The sequence below is a fragment of the Homoserinibacter sp. YIM 151385 genome, assembly GCF_027912415.1.
Lineage (GTDB): Bacteria > Actinomycetota > Actinomycetes > Actinomycetales > Microbacteriaceae > Schumannella.
This window is the reverse complement of record NZ_CP115175.1, coordinates 2,074,887-2,097,364: the sequence shown is the minus strand read 5'-3', so window position 1 is coordinate 2,097,364 and position 22,478 is coordinate 2,074,887. Positions and strand designations below refer to the sequence as shown.

Below are 22,478 nucleotides of genomic sequence, written 5' to 3'. Positions count from 1 at the left end.
CCGTGGACGACGCGCTCATCCCGCTGCCGAGCCCCGGCATCCCGCTCGTCTACGGCGAGGAGGGACGTCCCCTCGCCGTCGTCGTGCACGACATGTACGGACGGCTGCCCTGGCTCGAGTCCTACGGGGCGGCGCTCGCCGACCGCGCGGGGCTGCGCGTCGTCGTGCTCGACCTGTACGGCGGCATCGCGACCGCCGAGGAGCGCGAGGGCGCCCGGCTCATGGACGAGCTGCTCCTCGCCGACGCCGACGAGGCCATCGACGGCGCCATCCGCGAGGCGCGCGCGCAGGGGACGACGCGCGTCGGGCTGGTCGGCTTCGCGATGGGCGGGTGGATGGCGCTCCGCCACGCGCAGACCGGGCAGGCGGATGCGGTGGTCGCCTACGCGGCGGCGCTCGAGCAGTCCGCGCACACCGTCATCCCGTGCCCCGTGCTCCTCCACCTCGCGGAATACGACGAGTGGCCCGAGGGCGACGGGCCCGAGGTCTTCACCGCGGCGCTCAAGGATCACGGCACCCCCGTCACGGTGCACCGCTACCTCGGTACGCAGCACTCCTTCGCGAACGCGAGCCTGCCGGAGCGCGTCGACCGGAACGCCGCCGCGCTCGCCTTCGCCCGCACGGCCGTGTTCCTCGAGCAGCAGCTCGACGGCTGACCGGCGCCGTCGCTAGCCTGAGCCGGGGGAAGGAGACCCGACATGCGCCGCTCGCCCAACCGGATGCTCGCCGTCATCATCGGCGCCGCCTTCGTGCTCATCGGCATCCTCGGGTCCGTCGCCACCTCGAACGCCGGGGTCGGCCTCGTCGCGACCGAGGGCGGGCTGATCCTCGGCATCTTCGAGGTCAACGTCGCGCACAATCTCGTGCACCTGCTCCTCGGCCTGGTGCTGCTCGCCGCCGGCATCGCGGGTCGCCGCGCCGCGAAGACCCTCAACGCCATCGTCGGCACCGGCTGCCTCGTGCTCGGGATCGCCGGGCTGTTCCTCATCACGAACAGCGACCTCAACGTCCTCGCCATCAACGCGCCCGACAACGTGCTGCATTTCGCGAGCGCCGTCGCCCTCCTCGCGGTCGGCCTCGGCGCCGAGCGGGAGGTCCGCAGCCCGGTCTCCTGAGCCGGCCGCGGCCGGCGTGCCCCGGCCGCCGCCGCATCCCGCCCCGCCGCCCCGCCGCACCACCTTCCGAAATGCAGGACGAGCACGTTTCCGGACGAGCGTCGGCCCCGGATTCCCCGGGCGAGCCCGCCGCCCGTCCTGCATTTCGGAAGGTGGTGGAGCCGCGAGGCGGAGGCCGGGGGCAGGGGCAGTGGCCGGACCGCAGGCTCAGATCAGCCGGTCGCTCGCCGCCTCGATGCCGGGCACCCGCTCGGCGCGCGCCATGAAGCGGCGAACGTGCTCGTCAACGATGACGTCGCGCGGGCGCAGCGGGCGCGACAGGTAGAGCCCGTCGAGCGCGGTGATCCGCGAGAGCGCGACATAGGTCTGCCCCGGCGCGAAGCTCCGCTCGCCGAGGTCGACGATCGCGCGATCGTAGCTCTTGCCCTGCGACTTGTGGATCGTCACCGCCCAGGCGAGCCGCAGCGGGAACTGCGTGAACTCCGCGACGACGTCCTTCTGCAGCTCCTTCGTCGAGGGCGAGTAGCGGTACCGGTACTTCTCCCAGACCGAGGGCAGCACCTCGAAGTCCTCGCCGTCGACCTCCACGACGACGGTGTCGCCGATCGACACGACCTCGCCGATGGTGCCGTTCACCCACCGCCCGTCGCCACCGGTGTCGTTGCGGAGGAACATGACCTGCGCGCCGACCTTGAGCTCCAGCTTCTCGTCGGCGGGGTAGGCGCGGCCGCCGAAATCGCCCTCGAGCGCGGCCACGGCGGTGCGGATGCGGCCCGGCAGCTGGGCGAGCCGGCGGGCGTTGATGCGGGTGACGGTCGCGTTCGTGGTCGCGAGCGTGATCGCGTCGTCGGGTGCGGGGCGCGCGCCGACGGTGTTGAGCCGCTCCGCCATCTCGGCGGTGACGCTCCCGTGCCGCACCGCCGTGAGGAGCTGCTTGAACTCGAGCTCATGCTGGCGGTGGATGGCGTGGAGCTCGTAGATGCGGAGCTCGGCCTCCTCCCACACCCTCGCGTCGAAGAACCACATCGAGCGGTAGCGATCCTCGAAGTAGGCCCGCTCGTCGCCGTCGCCCGGCACCGGGGCGAGCTGGTACGGGTCGCCGAAGAGCACCACCTGCACGCCGCCGAAGGGGTCGTGCGGGCGGGCTCGCGCCTGCCGCAGCGCGCGGTCCATGGCATCCACGAGGTCCGCGTTCACCATCGACACCTCGTCGATGACGAGCGTGTCGATCGCACCGAGCAGCTTGCGCAGGTCGGGCCCCTGCGTGAGCTCGTGGTCGGCGATGACGCCGATCGGGAGGCGGAAGAGCGAGTGGATCGTCTGCCCGCCGACGTTGAGGGCCGCGACGCCGGTCGGGGCGCAGATGACGATCTGCTTCGAGGTGTTCCAGGAGAGGTGCTCGAGGAGCGTCGACTTGCCGGTGCCCGCACGACCCGTGACGAAGATGTGCTCGCGGGTGGACTCGATGGCCCGGAAGACGGCGGCCTGCTCGGGCGCGAGCTCGGGCAGGGACACGGAAGCGGGCTCCTCGGGGGTCGGGGTGGCGGCCCTTCACACTACATAGGATGGCCGCGTGCGGCGTCGAGTTCTCCCCTGGGTCGCGGGGAGCGCCGTGCTCGCCCTCGTCCTGGTGGGCGGGGTGGTCGCCGCGAACGCGACCGTGCTCTCCGCGAGCGCCTTCGTCCGCACCTATCTCGACCTCGTGGCGCGCGGCGACGCGGCCGGCGCCCTCGCGCTTCCCGGCGTCCGCCTCGACGGCGCGCAGCGCACGCTCCTCGACCGACGCGCCATGCCCGGTCTCGAAGAGGTGGAGATCACGGGCGAGGAGGCGGATGCGGCGGGCGTCCACCGGGTCACCGCCGAGTGGGTCTCCGACGGGCGAGCCGGCCGCTCGACCTTCCAGGTGGAGCGCTCGGGATCGCGGCTCGGCCTCTTCCCGCGCTGGCGCTTCGCCGTGACGCCGCTGGCGGTCGCCGACCTCACCGTCCAGCACGACCTCCGCTACCGGGTGGGCGGCATCCTCGCGAACACCCCGGGTCGGGAGGCGGCGGCCGGCACGGCGGCGCGCCTCGCCCTCTTCACCCCCGGGCGCTATGTGCTCGAGCACGAGACGACCTACCTCGAGGCGGACCCGCTCGAGCTGCTCGTCGCGGAGCCGGGGGAGGAGTTCGCGGTCGAGCTCGACGTGCGCGCCAACGAGCGCTTCCGCGAGCAGGTGGACGCGCAGGTGCGCGAGTACCTCGACCGCTGCGCCGAGCAGACCGTGCTCATGCCGAGCGGCTGTCCCTTCGGGCTCGAGGTGACGAATCGCATCGAGTCGGAGCCGAGCTGGTCGATCGCGGAGTATCCGGAGATCGAGATCGCGCCGGCGCGCGAGCTCGGCACCTGGGAGGTGCGGGATGCGGCGGCGGAGGCCCGCGTGAAGGTCCGCATCCAGTCGCTCTTCGACGGCAGCGAGCGCGACGCCGACGAGCGCGTCGACTTCGACGTGTCGTTCCGCATCCAGTTCGGCGAGGGGGAGGCGCTCGCGATCCGCGCGATGCCGGCGGAGGGCTAGACGCGCCCCGCGCCGCCCGCGCCGCCCCGCGAGCGCTTCGCGAGCATCTCGTTGTAGGCCTCCAGCTCGGCGTCCCCATCGCGCTCCGCCTTGCGGTCGACGCGCTTCTGCTCGCGGGCGTCGCTGCGGCTCCAGAGGAACGCGACCAGAATCGCGAGCGAGACGGTCGGGATCTCGCCCACGCTCCACGCGATCCCGCCGCCCGCCTGCTGATCCTGGAGCGGCGGATCGCCCCAGGTGCGGCCCATGGCGCCGTACCAGTCGGCGAGCAGCAGCGACTCGGTCGACATGATCGCGAGGCCGAAGAAGGCGTGCATCGCCATCGTCGCGAGGAGCAGCAGCAGCCGGAGCGGGTACGGCGGGCGTCCCGCGACGGGGTCGATGCCGACGAGCGCCTGCACGAACAGGTAGCCCGAGATGAGGAAGTGCACGACCATCCACATGTGGCCGACGTGGTCCTCGGTGGCCCAGCGGAACAGCGGCGAGTAGTAGAAGACCCAGAGGGATGCGGCGAAGATCCCGGCGGCGACCCCCGGGTTCGTGAGCACCTTCGCGACGGGGTGGTGCACCGCGAACAGGATCCACTCGCGCCCGCCACGGCTGCCGTCGTCGCGCCTCGCGATCGCCCGCGACGCGAGCGTGACGGGCGCCGCGAGCACGAGGAAGACCGGGATCGCCATGCTGAGCAGCATGTGCGCGAGCATGTGGGCGCTGAAGAGGTACTGCTCGTAGACGTTCAGCGCGCCGTTCGTCACCCAGAAGAAGAGCAGCATCCCGGCCACCCACAGCACGGTGCGGTGCCACGGCCAGGTGTCGCCGCGGCGGCGGAGGCGGAGGACGGCCGCGATGTAGAAGAAGATCCCGAAGGCGGCGAGCAGCAGCCAGAGGAGGTCGATGTTCCAGCTCGTGATCCAGCGCTCGGGGGTGAGCTCGGGCGGCAGCGGCTTGTCGGTGAGGAGCTCGGCGGGGGTCGGGGCGGGGAGCTCGGCCGTGCCCGTGTCCGGGACGGGCGTCGGCGTGCGGGCGAGCGCCGCGGCGACCCCCGAGGCGAGACCCATGAAGGCGATCTCGAGCACGACGACGCCCCAGAAGGCGGGCGTGCCGCTGCCGCGCCCGAGCTTCCCGATGAGCAGGCGCCGCTGCGCCGCGCCGAACAGGCCGAGCGCGAGCAGCAGCGCCGACTTCGCGAGGACGAGGATGCCGTAGGGGCTCAGCAGACCCTCCGGCTCGCCCACGCGGATCTGCGCGCTGAGGAGGCCGCTCGCCGCGACGACCACGAAGGAGACGAGCGCGAGGCTCGAGTAGCGGCCCATGATCGCCGCCAGCCGACCCCGGTCGAGCACCGGCCGCAGGGCGACGATCGTGACGAGGCCGCCGAGCCAGAGCCCCGCGAAGATCATGTGCAGCCAGATCGCGGTGACCGCCTGGTCGTGGCTCGCGCTGTCGCCCGAGTGCCCCTCGTTCGACAGCCGCAGCAGGGCGAGCGCGGCCCCGACGACGAGCAGCGCGAGGAGCGTGCGGCTGCGGATCGCGAAGCACAGCACCGTGAGCGCGGCGCCCGCGATCGACATGATGAGCCAGCTCTGGCCGAGCTCGACGGTCGTGAGGAAGGTGCCGAGCGCATCCCCGTACGCCGGGTCGAGGGTGATCGGCTGGTTGTAGACGCTCGCGAAGACGAAGAAGGCGGTCGCGGTCGCGCCGACGGTCCAGACGGCGGCGCCGGCGGCGGCGACGTCGACGGCGCGGCCGAAGGCGCGCTCCGTCGGCGTCAGGGCGAAGCAGGCGAGGACGAGCGCGCCGATCGCGACGCCGACCCCGAGGTTGACCGCGAGCTTCGCGATCGGCTGCCCCCAGCGCACGGCCGCACCCGGGTCGAAGACGAGGGGGGCGTCGGCGCCGCCGCCGAAGGCGAGCGAGCCGAGGAGGGCGAGGAGGGATGCGGCGAGCAGCGCCGCGGGGCCGGACACCCAGAGTACGCGCTGCACCGCATGATTCTACGGGCCGCCGCCTCCGCATCCCCTCCGTCTGCCTCGTCCGCAAGAGACATGTCTGCGGCGAGAGGGACGGCGGCGTGGCGGGGTCCGCGGCGCCGGAGACATGTCTCTGGCGGGCAGCACAGCCGGTGCGGGCCCGGGCGGCACACGGCGCGGACGCACGAGAGCCCCCGACCGTCGTGGTCGGGGGCTCTCGCTGAATTCAGGAGACTTACTTGGCGGCAGCCTTGAGCTTCGAGCCGGCCGAGACCTTGACGCCGTAGCCGGCGGGGATCTGGATGGTCTCGCCCGTCGCGGGGTTGCGGCCCTCGCGCGCGGCGCGGTGAGTGCGCTCGACCGACAGCCAGCCGGGGATCGCGACCTTGGTGCCCTCGCCGACCGACTTGGCGAGGATGCCGAAGAGCGAGTCGATGACGCCGGAGACGGCGGCCTGGCTCTGGCCCGACTCCGCGGCGATGGCGGCGACCAGCTCGGTCTTGTTGAGTGAATCAGCCATTGGGTGTCCTCCTGGACGTGTTCGTGGCGAACTTCGTTGGGGTCGGTGAACCCGTTGACGAAGGTCCACCATGTTCAAAGGCGGCCCGGGGTCGCCCCCGAACCGCCTCGAACCTACCAGGAAGACTTGGTGATTCCGGGCAATTCGCCGCGGTGCGCCATGTCGCGGAACCGCACACGCGAGATCCCGAACTTGCTGAGGACACCGCGGGGGCGCCCGTCGATCGAGTCGCGGTTGCGGAGGCGGACCGGCGACGCGTTGCGCGGGAGCTTCTGCAGCCCCTGGCGCGCGGCCTCGCGGCTCTCGTCCGTCCCGTTCGGATCGATGAGGGCCTTCTTCAGCTCGAGGCGCTTCTCGGCGTAGCGCTCGACGACAGCCTGGCGCTGCTTGTTGCGCGCGATCTTGCTCTTCTTGGCCATGCGATCAGCGCTCCTCTCGGAATTCGACGTGCTTGCGGATGACCGGGTCGTACTTCTTGAGCACGAGGCGGTCGGGGTCGTTGCGGCGGTTCTTCTTGGTCACGTAGGTGTAACCCGTGCCCGCGGTCGACCGGAGCTTGATGATGGGACGGACGTCCTGCTGCTTCGCCATCTCAGATCTTCTCCCCGCGCTTCAGGAGCTCGGCCACGACCGACTCGATGCCCCGGGCGTCGATCACCTTGATCCCCTTCGCGCTGAGCGTGAGGGTGATCGTGCGCTTGAGCGACGGGACGTAGTACTTCTTCTTCTGCACGTTCGGGTCGAAGCGGCGCTTCGTCCGGCGGTGCGAGTGCGAGATGTTGTGTCCGAAGCCGGGAACGGCTCCGGTCACCTGGCACACAGCTGCCATGGTTCTTTCCTTTTCTGGCTACCGTGGGGCGAGAGCCCCACCCAAGGTCACTTGTCGGCGCGCCGAGACCCGATCCGAGGATGCAGGCGGCGCACAAGAAGCTGCACGGAGTCCGCGCAACCCTCCGAGGGTACACGAGGGATCGGGCGCAGGTCCAGCCGAGGCGTTCGGGGCGCTCGGAGCTGTCGAGGGTCAGGGGGCGGGTGCCGGGGGCGCCGCGGGGGATGCCGTGCCGGCGCCGGCGGTCGCGGCGGCCGCCGCCGCGGTGCAGTCCGCGCAGAGCCCGAAGACGTCGACGATGTGCTCGGGGCGGGTGAAGCCGTGCTTCGCCGCGACATCGTGCGCCCACTGCTCGACCTCGTCGGCCGTGATCTCGACGGTCGTGCCGCAGCTGCGGCAGATCAGGTGGTGGTGGTGGCTGCCCGGCGTGCAGGCGCGGTACAGGTTCTCGCCCTCCTGCTGGAGCGAGTCCGCGGCGCCCTCCTGCTCGAGGTCGGCGAGCGCCCGGTACACGGTCGCGAGCCCAATGTGCGAGCCGGCGTCGCGGAGCGCCGAGTGCAGCGCCTGCGCGCTCACGAAGCCCTCGCGCCCGTCGAGCGCCTCGCGCACGGCCTCGCGCTGCCACGTGTTCCGCTTCACGACCATCCGGTCACCTCCGAAGTCCTCCCCTATTGTGCCCCCGCGAGGCGCCTCGCGGCACGGCGGCCGCGATCCCGGCGCCACGCGACGAGGCGGCAGACGAGGTAGATGAGGAACGAGATCGTCGTGATGTACGGGCTCACCGGCAGTGTGCCGCCGAGCGCGAGCAGGATGCCGCCCACCGCCGAGCCGAGCGCGAAGACGATGCTCAGCACCGGCACGAGCACCGGATTCGCGGACACCCGCAGCGCGGCCGCCGCGGGCGTCACGAGCAGCGCGAGCACGAGCAGCGCGCCCGTCACGTGGACGGCCGCCGCCACGACGAGGCCCAGCATCGCCATGAACAGCAGGGAGAGGGCGCGGCTCGGGACCCCGCGTGCCGCCGCGACCTCCGGATCCAGGCTGTCGAAGCTCAACGGCCGCCAGACGAGCAGCAGCACGACGGTCACCGCGATCGCGACGCCCGCGAGCCAGCCGAGCTGCGGGTCGTCGACCGCGACGATCTGGCCGGTGAGGAGCCCGAACTTGTTGCCGCTGCGCCCCGGATAGAGGGCGAGGAGCAGGATGCCGAGGCCCAGCCCGAACGGCATGAGCACGCCGATGATCGAGTTGCGGTCCCGCGCCCGCGCCCCGAGCACGCCGATCAGCCCCGCCGCGATGAGCGAGCCGACGATCGAGCCGAGCACGACATCCGCGCCGATGAGGAGCGCCGCGGCCGCCCCCGCGAAGGAGAGCTCGCTGATGCCGTGCACCGCGAAGGCCATGTCGCGCTGCATGATGAAGACGCCGATGAGGCCGCCCACGACGCCGAGGAGCGCCGCCGCGATGATCGAGTTCTGCACGAGCGCGAGGAGCGCGCCGTAGTCGCGGAAGTCGAAGACCTGCGAGAGCCAGTCGCCCATCAGCGCAGCTCGCCGCCGTGCTCGGGGGCGTGCTCGTGACCGTGGCCGTGATGCACGTCCGCTTCGGGGACGCCGACCACCGCGACGCGGCCGGCCGCGCGCAGCACCTCGACGCGCGTGCCGTACAGCTCCGAGAGCACCTCCGAGCGCAGCACCTCCGCCGGCGTCCCGATCCGGAAGCGGCCGTTCGCGAGGTAGAGGATGCGGTCGACCATGTCGAGCACCGGGTTGACGTCGTGCGTCACGAAGAGCACCGCGGTGCCGGCCTGGCGACGGCGGCCGTCGATGAGGGAGGCGACCGTCTGCTGCGAGGGGAGGTCGAGGCTCAGCAGCGGCTCATCGCAGAGCAGCAGCACGGGGTCGCCGACGAGCGCCTGCGCGACCCGCAGCCGCTGCTGCTCGCCGCCCGAGAGCTCCGAGACGGGCGTCGAGGCGAGGTGGGCGGCGCCGACCGCGGCGAGCGCCGCATCCACCCGCTCCCGCGTCTCGCGCGAGCGGAGGGGGAGGCCGAAGCGGTGGCCGTCCGCGCCGAGCGCCACGAGGTCCCGGCCGCGCAGCGGCGTGCCGAGCGGGAGCGGTCGCTGCTGCGGGATCGTGCCGATCCGGGCGTCGCCGCGGCGCGCCGGCTCTCCCGCGACCCGGACCTCGCCCCGGTCGAGGGCCCGCTGGCCGAGGATCGCGCGGAGCAGGCTGGTCTTGCCGGAGCCGTTCGCGCCGAGGACCGCGAGGAACTCGGCCTCCGCGACCACGAGGTCCAGCTCCCGCCAGAGCTCGCGGTCGCCGACGCGCAGCGACGCCCCCGTCAGCTCGAGGACGGGGGCGGTCGGGGATGCTGCGGCTGGGCTCACGCGGTCAGCGCCTGCTCCAGGCGGTCGACGTTGTCGTCCATCCAGCTCACGTAGTCCTCACCCTCGGGCAGCGTCTCCGAGAAGTCCACGACCGGGATGCCGGCCGACTCGGCGGCCTCGCGGACGCGCTCCGTCTCGGGGCTGCTCGTCTGGGAATTGTAGGCGAGCAGGGCGAGGTCGCCGGCGTCGATCGTGTCGAGCAGCTCCTGGAGGGCGAGCGGGGGGACGTCGGCGCCCTCCTCGATGGCCTCGCTGAACGCCTCGGGGGTCGCGTTGCCGAGACCGGCGTCGGCGAGGAGGTAGAGCGGCACGGGCTCGGTGATCGCGGCGTCGCGACCGGCGGCGAGCTCCTCGAGGCCGTGCAGGCGGTCGTGCACCTCGTCGAGGCGGTCGGCCAGCTCGGCCGCGTTCTGCTCGTAGGTCTCGGCGCCCTCGGGGTCGAGCTCGCCGAGCTCGTGGGCGATCTCGTGCGCGAGCGCGTCCATCGCGTGGAGGTCGTACCAGACGTGCTCGTTGACGCCCTCGATGTGGTCGTGGCCCTCGTGGTCGTGCTCGTCCTCGGCGTGCTCGTCGTCCTCGGCGTGCTCGTCGTCCTCGGCGTGGGCCTCGTCGGCGTGCTCCTCGTCCTCGGCGTGCTCGTGGTCCTCGGCTCCCTCGGCGACGCCGGAGACCTCGACCGCGTCGATCACGGGGGTCTCGCTCGCATCCGCCTCGAGCAGCTGGGTCGCGAAGGCGTCGTACCCGCCCCCGTTGACGATGACGAGGTCGGCGCGGCTGAGCGTGAGGCGGTCGCGGGCGCTCGCCTCGTAGGAGTGCGGGTCCTGCGCGGCGCCCTCGATGAGGCTCGTGACGTCGATGCGGTCGCCGCCGACCGAGCTCGCGAGGGAGCCGTAGACGTCGGTCGAGGCCACGACCTGCAGCGTGCCGTCGCCGGACTCCGCGGGGGTGCCGCCCGCGCATCCCGCGAGGGCGAGCGCCGGGAGGGCGAGCAGGGCGGGGAGGGCGAGGCGGCGGGCGCGAAGTCGGGTCACGAGAGGGAACGCTACGCCGAATCGAGAACCATTGTCAAAACGGTTCTCAATAAGCCGCTCGCCCCTCCTCGCCATAGACACGTCTCTTGCGTTGCAGACACCCGTCTACGAGCGTCTGCGGCGCAAGAGACGTGTCTCTTGCGCCAGGGCGGAGGGGCAGCGGGGCGGGGTCAGTCGAGGAGGAGGGCGGGCTCCTCGAGGACCGCCGCGATGTCCGCGGTGAAGCGGCTCGCGACATCCCCGTCCACGACGCGGTGGTCGAAGGAGGCGCCCACCGTCGTCACGAACGCCGGTCGCACCTCGCCGTCGATCACCCACGGCTTCTGCTTGATCGCGCCGAGCGCCACGATCCCGACCTCGCCCGGGTTCAGGATCGGGGTGCCCGTGTCCATGCCGAAGGAGCCGAGGTTCGTGATCGTGATGGTGCCGTTCGCCATCTCGGCCGGCTGCGTCTTGCCGTCGCGAGCCGTGAGCGTCATCTGCTCGAGCGCCTGCGCGAGCTCGCGGAGCGACATGTCCTGCGCGTCCTTGAGGTTCGGCACGATGAGGCCGCGCGGCGTCGCCGCCGCGATCCCCAGGTTCACGTAGTGGTGGACCACGATCTCCTGGTCGGTCCACGTCGAGTTCACGCTGGGGTTGCGCTGCACCGCCCAGATCACGGCCTTCGCCATGACGAGCAGCGGGCTCACGCGGATGCCGGCGAACTGCGGCGAGGCCTTGAGGCGCTTCACGAACTCCATCGTCCGGGTCGCGTTGACGTCGCTGAAGACGCTCACGTGCGGCGCTGTGAAGGCGCTCTTCACCATGGCGGCCGCGATCGCCTTCCGGACGCCCTTGACGGGGATGCGCTCCTCGCGCTCCTCGCCCCACTCGGGCGTCTCGATGTTGCGGAACACGCTCGCCTGCTGCGCGTGGCGGATGACGTCGTCGCGCGTGATCTCGCCGACGAGGCCGGTCGCCTGCACGGTCGCGAGGTCGACGCCGAGGTCCTTCGCCAGCTTGCGGATCGGGGGCTTCGCGATGACGGGGGTCGCGGATGCGGCGGGCACGGATGCGGGACGCGCACCCTGCCCCGCGGCCTCCGCACCGGCCGGCGCGCCCTCGGCGGCAGCCCCTGCGGCCTCCGCGGCGTCGGCCTGCGCGGACTCCGGTCGTGCGGGCCGACGGCGGCGGGTGCTGGCGTGGCCGCCCTTCGTGCCGTAGCCGACGAGGACGGCGCCGCCGCCCTCCTCCGCCGCGGGCGCCGCCGGCTGGGGCGCCTCCGCGGCGTCCGCGACGGGTGCCGGCGCGGACGGCTCGGTCGGGGCGGTGTGGCGGGCGTCCGCCCGGTCGGTCACGTGGCCGGTCGGCTCCTCGTCGCCGGGCGCCTGGAGCTCGATCGAGCCGGCCGCGGAGTCCACCCGGATGATCGGGGTGCCCACCTCGACGGTCGCCCCCTCCTCGACGAGGAGCTCCGACACGGTGCCCGCGAAGGGGGAGGGCAGCTCGACGAGCGACTTGGCGGTCTCGATCTCGACGAGGACCTGGTTGACGCGGACGGCATCCCCCGGGGCGACCTTCCAGTGCACGATCTCGGCCTCGGTCAGTCCCTCCCCGACATCGGGAAGCGGGAACTCCGACACAGTCATGTGGTCTCCTCGTCGGCGGCGGCTAGTAGGCGAGCGCGCGGTCGACGGCCTCGAGGACGCGATCGGCATCCGGGAGGTACGCCGACTCGAGCTTCGCCGGGGGGAAGGGGGTGTCGAAGCCGCTGACCCTGAGGACGGGGGCCTCGAGCGAGTAGAAGGCGCGCTCCGCGACGGTCGCGGCGATCTCGGAGCCGACGCTGACGTTGCCGGGCGCCTCCTGGGCGACGATGAGCCGACCCGTCTTCTGCACGCTGCGCACGATCGGCTCGAAGTCGATGGGCGAGATCGAGCGCAGGTCGACGACCTCGATGCTGGTGCCCTCCTGCGCCGCGAGCTCGGCGGCCTGCAGGAGGGTCGCGACCATGGCGCCGTGGCCGACGACCGTCACCTCGGTGCCCTCGCGGACGATGCGCGACTCGTGCAGCTCGCCGGGGTCGCCGTCGACGTCCACCTCGCCCTTCGGCCAGTAGCGGCTCTTCGGCTCGAGGAACAGGACCGGATCCTGGCTGCGGATCGCCTGCTGGATCATGTGGTAGCCGTCGTGCGGGGTCGCGGGGCTCACGAGGCGGAGGCCGCCGGTGTGCGCGAAGTAGGCCTCGGGGCTCTCCTGGTGGTGCTCGACGGCGCCGATGTGGCCGCCGTAGGGCACGCGGATGACGACCGGGAACGCCTGCTGCCCGGCATGCCGGGCGGTGAGCTTCGCGAGCTGGGTCGTGATCTGGTCGAAGCCGGGGAAGATGAAGCCGTCGAACTGGATCTCGCAGACCGGGCGGAAGCCGCGCATCGCGAGACCGATCGCCGTGCCGATGATGCCGGCCTCGGCGAGCGGGGTGTCGAGCACGCGGTCGCCGCCGAACTCGGCGTGGAGGCCCTCCGTCACGCGGAAGACGCCGCCGAGCGGCCCGATGTCCTCGCCCATGAGGAGGACGCGGTCGTCATCCAGCATGGCCTTGCGCAGGCCGAGGTTGATGGCCTTCGCCATCGTGAGCGTCTGGCTCATGCGTCGCCTCCGAAGCCGGCCTCGTACTGCTCGAGCCACGCCTGCTGCTCGCGCATGCGCACGTGCGGCTCGGTGTAGACGTGCTCGAAGATCTTCGACAGCGGCGGATCCGGCGCGTCGAGGGTGCGCCGCCGGGTGTCGGCGGCGAGGTCCTCCGCCTCCTGCGCGATCCCGGCGAAGACCTCGTCGCCGGCGCCGCGCTCGCGGAGGAAGGCCTCGTATCGCGTGATCGGGTCGCGCTCGCCCCAGTAGTGGAGCTCCTCGTTCTGACGGTATTTCGTGGGGTCGTCGCTCGTCGTGTGGGCGCCCATGCGGTAGGTGAGCGCCTCGATGAAACGAGGGCCCTCGCCGGCACGGGCGGCATCCATGCTCGCCCGGGTCACGGCGTAGCTCGCGAGCACGTCGTTGCCGTCGATCTGGACGGACGGGATGCCGAAGCCCGCGGCCCGCAGATAGAGCGGCGTGCGCGACTGGCGCTCGACGGGCACGGAGATCGCCCAGTGGTTGTTCTGCAGGAAGAACACCTGGGGCGTCTGGTAGCTGGCGGCGAAGACATAGGCCTCGTTGACGTCGCCCTGGCTGGTGGCGCCGTCGCCGAAGTAGACGATGACGGCCTCGTCGCGGTCGGGGTCGCCCGTGGCCATCGCCGTGTCGAGACGGAGGCCCATGGCGTAGCCGGTCGCGTGGAGCGATTGCGAGCCGATGACGAGCGTGTAGAGGTGGAAGTTGTTGTGCGCCTTCGGATCCCAGCCGCCGTGATCGAGGCCGCGGAGCATCTCGATGATGCGCATGAGGTCGACGCCGCGGATGCGGGCGACGGCGTGCTCGCGGTAGGCGGGGAAGACGTGGTCCTGGCGGCGCGCGCCGTAGCCGGAGCCGACCTGGGCCGCCTCCTGACCGAGGCTGGGGATCCAGAGCGCGAGCTGCCCCTGCCGCTGGAGGTTGCCGGCCTCGATGTCGAATCGTCGCGTGACGACCATCTGGCGGTGGAGCTCCTGGAGCTGCTCGTCGCTCAGCGCCTCGACGAGGGGGAGATAGGACTCGGTCGCCGCGTTCCGCACGATCCGGCCCTCGGGCGAGAGCAGCTGGATCGTCGCCTCCGTGGTGGACATGCTGACTACCCTATCCGCGCGATTCAGCCTCGTTCTGTCGAACTCCGCCAAACCTCGGCGGCAGCCTGTAGGAGCTTCTCGACAGATGCCTCCTCCCCGATGGAGACCCGGACGCCGTCCGGCGGGAAGACGCGGGCGACGATCCCGTGACGCTCGAGGACCTCGGCGGCGGCCGCCGTGTGCTCGCCCGTCGGGAGCCAGACGAAGTTGCCCTCGGGACCCGCGATCGCCCAGCCCTGGGCCCGGAGCGCCTCCGCGACGCGCTCGCGACGCTCGACGAGCTCGGCCACGCCTTCGAGGATCTCGCCCTGGTGGTCGAGGGCGGCGCGCGCGGCGCGCTGCGCCGGCTCCGTGACGGAGAGCGGGATGGCGGCGGAGCGGGCCGCGTCGAGCAGCGTCTCCTCGCCGAGGGCGTAGCCGACGCGGAGGCCGGCGAGGCCGTAGGCCTTCGAGAAGGTGCGGAGCACGACGAGGTTCGGGTGCTCGGCGAGCAGCCCGATCCCGTCGACCGCCTCCGGGTCGGTGACGAACTCTCGGTAGGCCTCGTCGAGGATGACGAGCAGCGTCTCGGGGACCGCGGCGAGGAAGGCGCGGAACTCCGCCTCGGTGACGATGGCGCTCGTCGGGTTGTTGGGGGAGCAGACGATCGCGACCCGGGTGCGCTCGGTGACGGCGGCGGCCATCGCCTCGAGGTCGTGGCGCGCGCCCTCGAGGAGCGGCACCGTCGTGCTCGTCGCACCCGCGACCGTGACGAGCCCGGGGTAGGCCTCGAAGGAGCGCCAGGCGTAGAGCACCTCGTCGCCGGGGCCGGCCGCGGCGAGGATGAGCTGGCCGAGAATGGAGACCGAGCCGGCGCCGACGTGGACCTGATCGAGCGCGAGCCCGTGACGGGCGGCGAGCTGCTCACGGAGCGCGACGGCGGCTCCGTCGGGGTAGCGGTTGAGCTCGGAGCGGCCGATCGCCTCGAGCACGGCCGGGTGCGGGGGCGCCGGGTTCTCGTTGGAGGAGAGCTTGAACGCGTCGGCCGCGGCCGGCCGGCCCTGCCGATAGGGCGTGAGCGCGGCGATCTCGGGACGCAGGGTGACGGCCATGGGCCCAGCCTAGAGCGGCGGCGCGCGCCATCCGCGGTCGCGCCTGCGAGAATGGTCGACATGGGTCGGTTCATCCTCAGGCTCGTCATCAACGCCTTGGCGCTCTGGCTGACGACGCTGCTGCTCGGCGGCCACGTCGCGGTGGTGCCGTTCGCGCCCGGCGACACGCTCGCGAGCGTGCTCACCTTCCTCCTCGTCGCGCTCATCTTCGGCATCGTCAACGGGGTCATCGGCAACTTCGTGCGCATCGTGGCGTTCCCGCTGTACCTCCTCACGCTCGGTCTGCTCGCCCTCGTGGTCAACGGCCTCCTGCTGCTGCTCGTGGCGTGGATCTCCTCCCTCTTCGGCTTCGGCCTCCGCGTGGAGTCCTTCTGGTGGGGCGTGCTCGGCGCGGTCGTGCTCGGCCTGCTCAGCTGGCTGATCGGCGTCCTCCTCCGACCGCTCATGGGCCGTCGGGAGACCCGGTAGACCAGGGCGTCGCGGGGGCGCTCCGCGGGCTCAGCACCACATCCCGCTCGTCGACGAGCCGCTCCGCGCGGTACGTGACCGCCTCGACCGTGCCGCCGCGCTCGGGGGAGTAGCGCGCGAGCGCGTCGTCGATCCCGTCGACGCGGTCGCGCACGGCGGCGGAGCCGGCACGGTCCACCGCCCCGGCGGTCTCGAGGTAGCCGGTGATCTGGTGGCCGGGCACCGGCTCGTCGGCGGCCGGGGACCGCCCGGCGAACAGCTCGCGCTGCACGAGCGTGCGCCCCTCCGCGACCGGCTCGCCCGCGAGCTTCGGCACGAAGTCCTCCCGGTGCTCGATGCTCACGCCCGCGAGGTCGCCGTCGAGGGGGATGCCGCCGATGGGGGCGCCGGCGGTCTCGAGACCGGTGACGTTCCACCCCGGCGATGCGGCGATGTGCGCCGCGACGAGCCCGCCCTGCGAGAAGCCGATCATCGTCACCTCGTCGTCGGCGCCGATCCCGGCCTCCGCCATCGCGAGCTCGGTCGCGCGGAGCGAGGCGGCCGGCTCGCCCGCGACGCCGCCGACGTTGCTCGCGAGATCCCAGGGCTCCGAGGTGAGCTCCGGGCTGAAGGTGCGCGTCGGCGCGACGTACACCACGAAGCGCTCCGGCTCGCCCGGCGCCGTGTACCGCTCGATGCGCACCTGGTCGCCGCTCGCCGGGACGCGCTCGAGCCGCTCCCGCATCCCGATCGCGGGCGTCGCGGCTCCCGTCCGGCCCCGCTCGATCGAGACCGGCGAGTCGCGCAGGAGGCCGACGGCGCGAGCGGCGCCCAGCACGATCGCGCCGGAGGCGGCGGGCCCGAGCCCGAGCAGGCTCAGCGCGAGCATCGCCTCGCGGCCCCCGCCCGGCATGAGCAACCCCGCGATCGCCTCGTCGACGCCCCCGCGCGCGATCCCGACGAGCTCGGCGAAGAGCGGGTTCGAGAGCAGCTCGGGGTGCTCGCCGATGAAGCGGCCGACGGCGGCGAGCGCGGGCCGGTCGTCGTCACCGCCCGCGAGCCATCCCAGGATCCGGTCGGCCGCCGTCGCGCCCACCGCACCCGCGATGAGCACCGGCAGCAGGAGCCGGACCGAGGGGCCGAGCATGAGCGAGAGCAGGCCGACGAGCCCGCCGGAGGTGCCGATCAGCCCCTCCTCGGCATCCTCGTAGGCGCGGGCCGCGGCGGCGAGCCGGGTCCGGAGCTCGGCGGCGGCGTCGCGTGCGGCCGCCGTGCGGTGCTCCGCCTCGAGCGCCGTGGGCTCCGGGGCCGGCACGGCCATGGCGGAGGCCGCAGCGGCGGAGCGGGTCGAGGCCTCGTCCAGCTCGACCACGACCGCGATCAGGCGGCGGACCCGCTCGTCGAGGCGATCCTCGACCTCGGCGAGGCGGTCGGCGCACTGCAGCATGCGGTCGGTCGAGACGCCCAGGTGCCCGCCGCCGCGGACGAGCAGGGGGCCGCCGTCCTCAGCCACCGAGCGCCGCCACGCTGCGGTCGATCGCGAGCGCGAGGTCCTCGCAGGCGTCGAGCGCGCCGCGGAGCTGGACGACCCACCGCCCGCGCGCCACCTGGAAGGCGTGCGCCGCATCCCCAGTCCACTCGTCCTCCGGGATGCCGGGCGGCGCGGCGGCGTCGACGGCGGCGTCCGCGGCGATGCCGCGAACCCGCACGCCCTGCTCGCGCAGCTGCTCCCGCGCGAGCTCCGTCGCCGCGGACTGCCGCGGCATCCCGCCTGCTCCGACCGCCGTCATCTCCAGCACCGACGCGCTCTGCATCCCCTGCTCCTCTTCTCCGGCCGGGACCGCGGCCGGGCGTCGATCGTGCCCCGGATGGCGCGCGCGTCACGTCGTCTGCGGCCGGATGGTGGACAAGACGGACCGGAACAGGGCTGTTGGGGAGAGGGGCCCGAGGACAGAATGGGGAGATGACCCCTGCTCCTCGCGGCGGCGCGCCCGCGCCGTTCCGCGTGTGCTTCGTCTGCACGGGCAACATCTGCCGCTCGCCCATGGCCGAGGCCGTGTTCCGCGACCTCATCCGACGGCACGGGATGGAGCGCTCGCTGCAGGTCTCGAGCGCGGCCACGGGGGACTGGCACGTCGGCGAGAACGCCGACCACCGCACCGTCACCGCCCTCGCCGCCCGCGGCTACGACGGCTCGGAGCACCGCGCGAAGCAGTTCGACCCCGCGTGGTTCGACGAGCTGGACCTCGTGGTCGCCTTCGACCGCGGACAGGCGCGCATCCTGCGCGCCCAGGCGCCGACCGAGCTCGATCACGCGAAGGTACACTTGCTGCTGGGCTTCGATCCCGAGAGCGGCGACGCCATCGACGTGCCCGACCCCTACTATTCCGACGCCGTGCACTTCGCCGCGGTGCTCGCCATGATCGAGCGCGCGAGCCTCGCGCTGTTCAGCCAGATCGAACCGGGAATCCGACAAGGAGCTCCATGAGCCTGCCTCCCCAGCCCCTCAGTCCGCTCGACGGCCGCTATCGCGCCGCGGTCCAGGGGCTCGGCGAGCACCTCTCCGAGGCGGGTCTCAACCGCGCCCGCGTCCACGTCGAGGTCGAGTGGCTCATCGCCCTCACCGAGCGCGGGATGTTCGGCTCCTCGCCGCTCGAGGCGGAGCAGGCGCGTGCGCTCCGCGCCTTCGCCGCCGACTTCGCGCAGCCCGAGATCGATCGGCTCGCCGAGCTGGAGGCGACCACCCGCCACGACGTCAAGGCCGTCGAGTACCTCGTCCGCGAGCGCCTCGACGCCCTCGGCCTCGAGCGGGTCGCCGAGCTCACCCACTTCGCGTGCACGAGCGAGGACATCAACAACCTCTCCTACGCCCTGACCGTCCGCGCCGCCGTGGCCGAGGTGTGGCTGCCCCGCGCCCGCCAGGTCGTCGCGAAGCTCCGGGAGTGGGCCGAGCGCACCCGCGACGTGCCGATGCTCGCCCACACGCACGGGCAGCCCGCGACGCCCACCACCGTGGGCAAGGAGTTCGCCGTCGTCGTCCACCGCCTGGAGCGCCAGCTCGCGCGCATCGAGCGCGGCGAGTACCTCGGCAAGTTCAGCGGCGCGACCGGCACCTTCGCGGCCCATGCCGCCGCCGACCCCGAGGCCGACTGGCAGGCGATCTCGCGTGACTTCGTGACCTCCCTCGGGCTCACCTGGAACCCGCTCACCACCCAGATCGAGTCGCACGACTGGCAGGCGGAGCTCTTCCAGGCGGTCGGGCACGCGAACCGCATCCTCCACAACCTCTGCACCGACGTGTGGACCTACATCTCGATGGGGTACTTCTCGCAGGTGCCGCAGGCGGGCGCGACCGGCTCCTCGACGATGCCGCACAAGGTCAATCCGATCCGCTTCGAGAACGCGGAGGCGAACCTCGAGCTCTCCTGCGCGCTGCTCGACTCGCTGGCCGCGACGCTCGTGACGAGCCGACTGCAGCGCGACCTCACCGACTCGACGACGCAGCGCAACATCGGCGTCGCGCTCGGGCACTCGCTCCTCGCACTCGACAACATCCACCGCGGCCTCGGCGAGATCGCGGTCGCGGAGGCGGCGCTCGCGGCCGATCTCGACGGCAACTGGGAGGTCCTCGGCGAGGCGATCCAGACCGTCATCCGCGCCGAGGTGACGGCCGGGCGCTCCTCGATCGAGGACCCGTACGCGCTGCTCAAGGAGCTCACGCGAGGCCGGCGGGTCGGTCAGGCCGAGCTCGTCGCCTTCGTCGAGGGGCTCGACATCGGCGCCGAGGCGAAGGAGCGCCTCACGGCGCTCACGCCGGCGACGTACATCGGCGTCGCGCCGGCGCTCGTCGACCACCTGGGGGAGTAGCCCCGCCCCTCCCTCCGCGCACGTCGCGGCGGCATCCCTCGCGCCTCATCGCGCCGCCATCCCGCGCGCGATGTGAGTTTCTCCGCATTCGCCGCACGGATCCTCGCCGCGAACGCGGAGAAACTCACATCTACGGGATGCGAGTGCGGGCGGGTGTGGGCGGGCTGCGGCCTGGCGCGGCGGGTCGTGGGGCACTGAGACGACGGATGCTCGCGTTCGACACGCCGCAATTCCGTAAACGTTTCCAATTTTTTTGTTCGGAGTCTTTCCTTTTGGCGCAAGGGGAGTCGGGGGGTCCCGGCCGCTCGCGCCCGCTGACCCCCTTTCGGGGGGCGCATCCCGGTTGCTAGCGTCCCGACATCCCCCCAGGGCTGTCCATGGAGACCGTGATGAAAGGGAAGACGATGAAGTCAGCTTCGACCGGGCGCCACGCGCCGGAGGCATCGCGCCGGCGCCGGATCGGGGGTGCGATCGCGCTCGCCACGGCGGCGCTGCTCGCCCTCCCCCTCGCCCCCGCGATCGCGCAGACCGGCCCCGCGACCACCGCCGGCGCCGCCACCGCCACCACCGCCGGCGCCACCACCACCACCGCCACCACCACCACCACCGCCGCCGCCGCCGCCGCCGACCGGAAGGTCGTCGGCTACTTCGCCGAGTGGGGCGTCTACAACCGCAACTACGACGTCAAGAACATCGCGACGAGCGGCTCGGCCGAGGAGCTGACCCACATCCTCTACGCCTTCGGCAACGTGACGAACGGGGCGTGCCAGATCGGCGAGAGCTACCCCGCCTACGAGAAGGCGCACACCGCCGAGGAGAGCGTCGACGGCGTCGCCGACACCTGGGACCAGGAGCTCCGCGGCAACTTCAACCAGCTCCGCAAGCTCAAGGCCGCGAACCCCGACCTCAAGGTGATCTGGTCGTTCGGCGGCTGGTCCTGGTCGGGCGGCTTCGGTCAGGCGGCGCAGAACCCGGTCGCCTTCGCGCAGTCGTGCCGCGCGCTCGTCGAGGACCCGCGCTGGGCCGACGTGTTCGACGGCATCGACATCGACTGGGAGTACCCGAACGCGTGCGGCCTCAGCTGCGACACGTCCGGCCCGGATGCCTACCGCGAGGTCATCAAGGCCCTCCGCGACGAGTTCGGCACCGACCTCGTGACGAGCGCGATCACGGCCGACGGCACCGACGGCGGCAAGATGGACCTCGCCGACTACGGCGGGGCCGCCCAGTACCTCGACTGGATCATGCCCATGACCTACGACTACTACGGCGCCTTCGCGGCGCAGGGTCCGACCGCCCCGCACTCGCCGCTCACCGACTTCGCGGGCGCGCCGAACCCCGGCTTCGACTCCGAGACCGCGATCGCGAAGCTCACGAGCCTCGGCGTCCCGAGCGAGAAGATCCTGCTCGGCATCGGCTTCTACGGCCGCGGCTGGACGGGCGTCACGCAGGAGGCCCCCGGCGGCACCGCGACGGGCCCCGCGCCCGGCCAGTACGAGCCCGGCATCGAGGACTACAAGGTGCTCAAGGAGCGCTGCCCCGCGACCGGCGAGGTCGGCGGCACCGCCTACGCCTTCTGCGACGGCCAGTGGTGGAGCTACGACACCCCCGAGACCATCGCCGGCAAGATGAGCTGGGCGAAGGATCAGGGCCTCGGCGGCGCCTTCTTCTGGGAGCTCAGCGGCGACACCGCCGACGGCGAGCTCGTCCACGCGATCGGCGAGGGGCTGCGCTGATGGGCGGCCTGACGCGACGCGGATTCCTCGGCACGGCCGCGCTCGGCGCGGTGGGCGCCTTCGGCCTCGCGACCGGCGGCGGGCTCCTCGCGCCCGCCCCGGCGCGGGCCGCGGGCCTGCCGATCACCATCCGGAACCTCTCCGGCGCCTACGAGAACCAGAACGTCTGGGTCCACGTCGTCGGCACGAGGATCGACACGGGCCAGCAGGGGCACGTCGACCTCTCGGGCGCCTTCGTGCCCGCCAGCCTCGGCGACAACTCCGGGCCCGGCGGCACGGCCGTCTACGGCTTCCCGCTCACCGACTGGGGCACCATCCAGCTGCCGCAGCCGATGTCCGGCCGGATCTACCTCTCGCTCGGCGAGCGCATCCCCTTCAAGGTCGTGGACACCGCGGCCGGCCCCGGGATCGCGCACCCGGCCGGGTGGGTCGAGAGCGATCCGTCGTTCGGCATCCTCTACGACTCCTTCGAGTTCACGCACCAGAACGGCGCGATGTACTGCAACTCGACGCAGGTCGACATGTTCAGCGTGCCGATCGCGATCCGGCTGCAGGGCGTGAACGATCAGACGGTCGGCGCCATGAAACCGGGCGGGCGCGCGGCGTTCTTCGACACGCTGCGGAACACGGAAGGGTTCTCGGGGCTCGTCGTCGACGACCGCCGGGTCATCGCGCCGAGCCACGGCATCGGGGCGGGGCGCTTCAGCGGCACCTACTTCGACGGCTACATCGCGGAGAGCTGGGATCGCTACAGCTCGGCCGAGATGTCGGTCGACACGGGGATCGGGCAGTACCGGCTCCGGCGGGACGGCGGCTCGCTCGTCGCCTTCCAGGGCGGCACGGAGCGCGTGCGCTTCGAGCGCCCCTCGACGAGCGACGTGCTGTTCTGCAACGGCAAGCTGGATGCGCCCAACGACGGCCTCCGCGGGCCGATCGCCGCGATCCTCGGCGCCGCGCTCAACCGGAGCACGATGCGCGACATCACCTCGCAGCCGACGACCGATCCCTCGCAGTTCTACCGGCAGCCGATCACGAACCACTACGCGGCGGCGACGCATGTGGCGCACTCGGACGGGCGCGCCTACGGCTTCGCCTTCGACGACGTGGCGGCCTTCGCCTCCTACATCGAGGACGGCGCGGCGAGCGCCGTGGAGCTCACGATCGAGCCGCTGTAGCGGGGTCGCGG

At 72.5% G+C, this 22,478-nt stretch carries 24 protein-coding genes; 8 read left to right on the top strand and 16 right to left on the bottom strand.

Annotated elements, in window-relative coordinates; genetic code table 11:
• Positions 1-2: 2 nt before the first annotated feature.
• Both OF852_RS10225 and OF852_RS10220 read left to right on the top strand, forming a co-directional pair.
• A complete protein-coding gene (locus OF852_RS10225; RefSeq protein ID WP_271119056.1) occupies positions 3-656 on the top strand; it encodes a dienelactone hydrolase family protein in 654 nt (217 codons plus the stop codon).
• 42 nt (positions 657-698) lie between these two features.
• Positions 699-1,115 (top strand): DUF4383 domain-containing protein, encoded by a 417-nt coding sequence (locus OF852_RS10220; protein WP_271119055.1) that lies wholly within the window; start codon positions 699-701, stop codon positions 1,113-1,115.
• A gap of 207 nt (positions 1,116-1,322) precedes the next feature.
• Here OF852_RS10220 and OF852_RS10215 read toward each other — a convergent pair whose 3' ends face one another.
• Positions 1,323-2,630: an ATP-dependent DNA helicase gene (locus OF852_RS10215; protein ID WP_271119054.1), complete on the bottom strand. Its 1,308-nt coding sequence runs from the start codon at positions 2,628-2,630 to the stop codon at positions 1,323-1,325.
• Between the two features lie 58 nt (positions 2,631-2,688).
• Between OF852_RS10215 and OF852_RS10210 the strand changes: the two genes are divergently transcribed.
• The gene (locus OF852_RS10210) at positions 2,689-3,672 is read left to right on the top strand and encodes a hypothetical protein (RefSeq protein WP_271119053.1); all 984 of its coding nucleotides are present in this window, start codon (positions 2,689-2,691) and stop codon (positions 3,670-3,672) included.
• Here OF852_RS10210 and OF852_RS10205 read toward each other — a convergent pair.
• The 13 genes from OF852_RS10205 to OF852_RS10145 all read right to left on the bottom strand — a co-directional run bounded on the left by OF852_RS10205 (position 3,669) and on the right by OF852_RS10145 (position 15,242).
• Complete coding sequence (locus tag OF852_RS10205) at positions 3,669-5,657, bottom strand: cytochrome c oxidase assembly protein (protein ID WP_271119052.1); 1,989 nt, start codon at positions 5,655-5,657, stop codon at positions 3,669-3,671. The two genes, OF852_RS10210 and OF852_RS10205, sit on opposite strands and share 4 nt — an antisense overlap.
• Before the next feature lie 220 nt (positions 5,658-5,877).
• A complete protein-coding gene (locus OF852_RS10200; RefSeq protein WP_271119051.1) occupies positions 5,878-6,162 on the bottom strand; it encodes an HU family DNA-binding protein in 285 nt (94 codons plus the stop codon).
• Positions 6,163-6,275: 113 nt separating this feature from the next.
• Positions 6,276-6,581 carry a 30S ribosomal protein S14 gene (gene rpsN / locus OF852_RS10195; RefSeq protein WP_271119050.1) on the bottom strand — a complete coding sequence of 102 codons (306 nt, stop codon included), beginning with the start codon at positions 6,579-6,581 and terminating at the stop codon, positions 6,276-6,278.
• A 4-nt stretch (positions 6,582-6,585) separates the two neighbouring features.
• On the bottom strand, positions 6,586-6,753 hold the full coding sequence (gene rpmG, locus OF852_RS10190; protein WP_271119049.1) for a 50S ribosomal protein L33: 168 nt from the start codon (positions 6,751-6,753) through the stop codon (positions 6,586-6,588).
• Position 6,754: 1 nt separating this feature from the next.
• Positions 6,755-6,991, bottom strand: a complete 237-nt coding sequence (gene rpmB, locus OF852_RS10185) for a 50S ribosomal protein L28 (RefSeq protein ID WP_271119048.1) — start codon at positions 6,989-6,991, stop codon at positions 6,755-6,757.
• 192 nt (positions 6,992-7,183) lie between these two features.
• Positions 7,184-7,636 (bottom strand): Fur family transcriptional regulator, encoded by a 453-nt coding sequence (locus OF852_RS10180; RefSeq protein ID WP_271119047.1) that lies wholly within the window; start codon positions 7,634-7,636, stop codon positions 7,184-7,186.
• A 23-nt stretch (positions 7,637-7,659) separates the two neighbouring features.
• A complete protein-coding gene (locus OF852_RS10175; RefSeq protein WP_271119046.1) occupies positions 7,660-8,532 on the bottom strand; it encodes a metal ABC transporter permease in 873 nt (290 codons plus the stop codon).
• Entirely contained in the window at positions 8,532-9,380 is an 849-nt protein-coding gene (locus tag OF852_RS10170; protein ID WP_271119045.1) for a metal ABC transporter ATP-binding protein, read from the bottom strand. Before OF852_RS10170 ends, OF852_RS10175 begins: the two co-directional genes overlap by 1 nt.
• A complete protein-coding gene (locus tag OF852_RS10165; RefSeq protein WP_271119044.1) occupies positions 9,377-10,411 on the bottom strand; it encodes a metal ABC transporter solute-binding protein, Zn/Mn family in 1,035 nt (344 codons plus the stop codon). Before OF852_RS10165 ends, OF852_RS10170 begins: the two co-directional genes overlap by 4 nt.
• 170 nt (positions 10,412-10,581) lie before the next feature.
• Positions 10,582-12,039: a dihydrolipoamide acetyltransferase family protein gene (locus OF852_RS10160; protein WP_271119043.1), complete on the bottom strand. Its 1,458-nt coding sequence runs from the start codon at positions 12,037-12,039 to the stop codon at positions 10,582-10,584.
• A gap of 22 nt (positions 12,040-12,061) precedes the next feature.
• A complete protein-coding gene (locus OF852_RS10155; RefSeq protein WP_271119042.1) occupies positions 12,062-13,039 on the bottom strand; it encodes an alpha-ketoacid dehydrogenase subunit beta in 978 nt (325 codons plus the stop codon).
• Positions 13,036-14,151 carry a thiamine pyrophosphate-dependent dehydrogenase E1 component subunit alpha gene (locus tag OF852_RS10150; protein WP_271119041.1) on the bottom strand — a complete coding sequence of 372 codons (1,116 nt, stop codon included), beginning with the start codon at positions 14,149-14,151 and terminating at the stop codon, positions 13,036-13,038. The genes OF852_RS10155 and OF852_RS10150 overlap by 4 nt, the downstream gene beginning before the upstream one ends.
• 23 nt (positions 14,152-14,174) lie before the next feature.
• Positions 14,175-15,242: a histidinol-phosphate transaminase gene (locus tag OF852_RS10145; protein ID WP_271119040.1), complete on the bottom strand. Its 1,068-nt coding sequence runs from the start codon at positions 15,240-15,242 to the stop codon at positions 14,175-14,177.
• A gap of 60 nt (positions 15,243-15,302) precedes the next feature.
• On the opposite strand from OF852_RS10145, the gene OF852_RS10140 reads away from it, so the two are divergent.
• The gene (locus OF852_RS10140) at positions 15,303-15,710 is read left to right on the top strand and encodes a phage holin family protein (protein ID WP_271119039.1); all 408 of its coding nucleotides are present in this window, start codon (positions 15,303-15,305) and stop codon (positions 15,708-15,710) included.
• Here the strand turns inward: OF852_RS10140 and OF852_RS10135 are convergent.
• Positions 15,685-17,202, bottom strand: coding sequence for a hypothetical protein (locus OF852_RS10135; protein ID WP_271119038.1), 1,518 nt, complete (start codon positions 17,200-17,202; stop codon positions 15,685-15,687). The two genes, OF852_RS10140 and OF852_RS10135, sit on opposite strands and share 26 nt — an antisense overlap.
• On the bottom strand, positions 17,195-17,503 hold the full coding sequence (locus OF852_RS10130; RefSeq protein ID WP_271119037.1) for a hypothetical protein: 309 nt from the start codon (positions 17,501-17,503) through the stop codon (positions 17,195-17,197). The genes OF852_RS10135 and OF852_RS10130 overlap by 8 nt, the downstream gene beginning before the upstream one ends.
• 149 nt (positions 17,504-17,652) lie before the next feature.
• On the opposite strand from OF852_RS10130, the gene OF852_RS10125 reads away from it, so the two are divergent.
• The 4 genes from OF852_RS10125 to OF852_RS10110 all read left to right on the top strand — a co-directional run bounded on the left by OF852_RS10125 (position 17,653) and on the right by OF852_RS10110 (position 22,467).
• Positions 17,653-18,177: a low molecular weight protein-tyrosine-phosphatase gene (locus OF852_RS10125; protein WP_271119036.1), complete on the top strand. Its 525-nt coding sequence runs from the start codon at positions 17,653-17,655 to the stop codon at positions 18,175-18,177.
• On the top strand, positions 18,174-19,556 hold the full coding sequence (purB, locus tag OF852_RS10120) for an adenylosuccinate lyase (protein WP_271119035.1): 1,383 nt from the start codon (positions 18,174-18,176) through the stop codon (positions 19,554-19,556). Before OF852_RS10125 ends, purB begins: the two co-directional genes overlap by 4 nt.
• A gap of 389 nt (positions 19,557-19,945) precedes the next feature.
• Positions 19,946-21,292: a glycoside hydrolase family 18 protein gene (locus OF852_RS10115; RefSeq protein WP_271119034.1), complete on the top strand. Its 1,347-nt coding sequence runs from the start codon at positions 19,946-19,948 to the stop codon at positions 21,290-21,292.
• Entirely contained in the window at positions 21,292-22,467 is a 1,176-nt protein-coding gene (locus tag OF852_RS10110; protein WP_271119033.1) for a beta-1,3-glucanase family protein, read from the top strand. Before OF852_RS10115 ends, OF852_RS10110 begins: the two co-directional genes overlap by 1 nt.
• Positions 22,468-22,478: the final 11 nt, after the last annotated feature.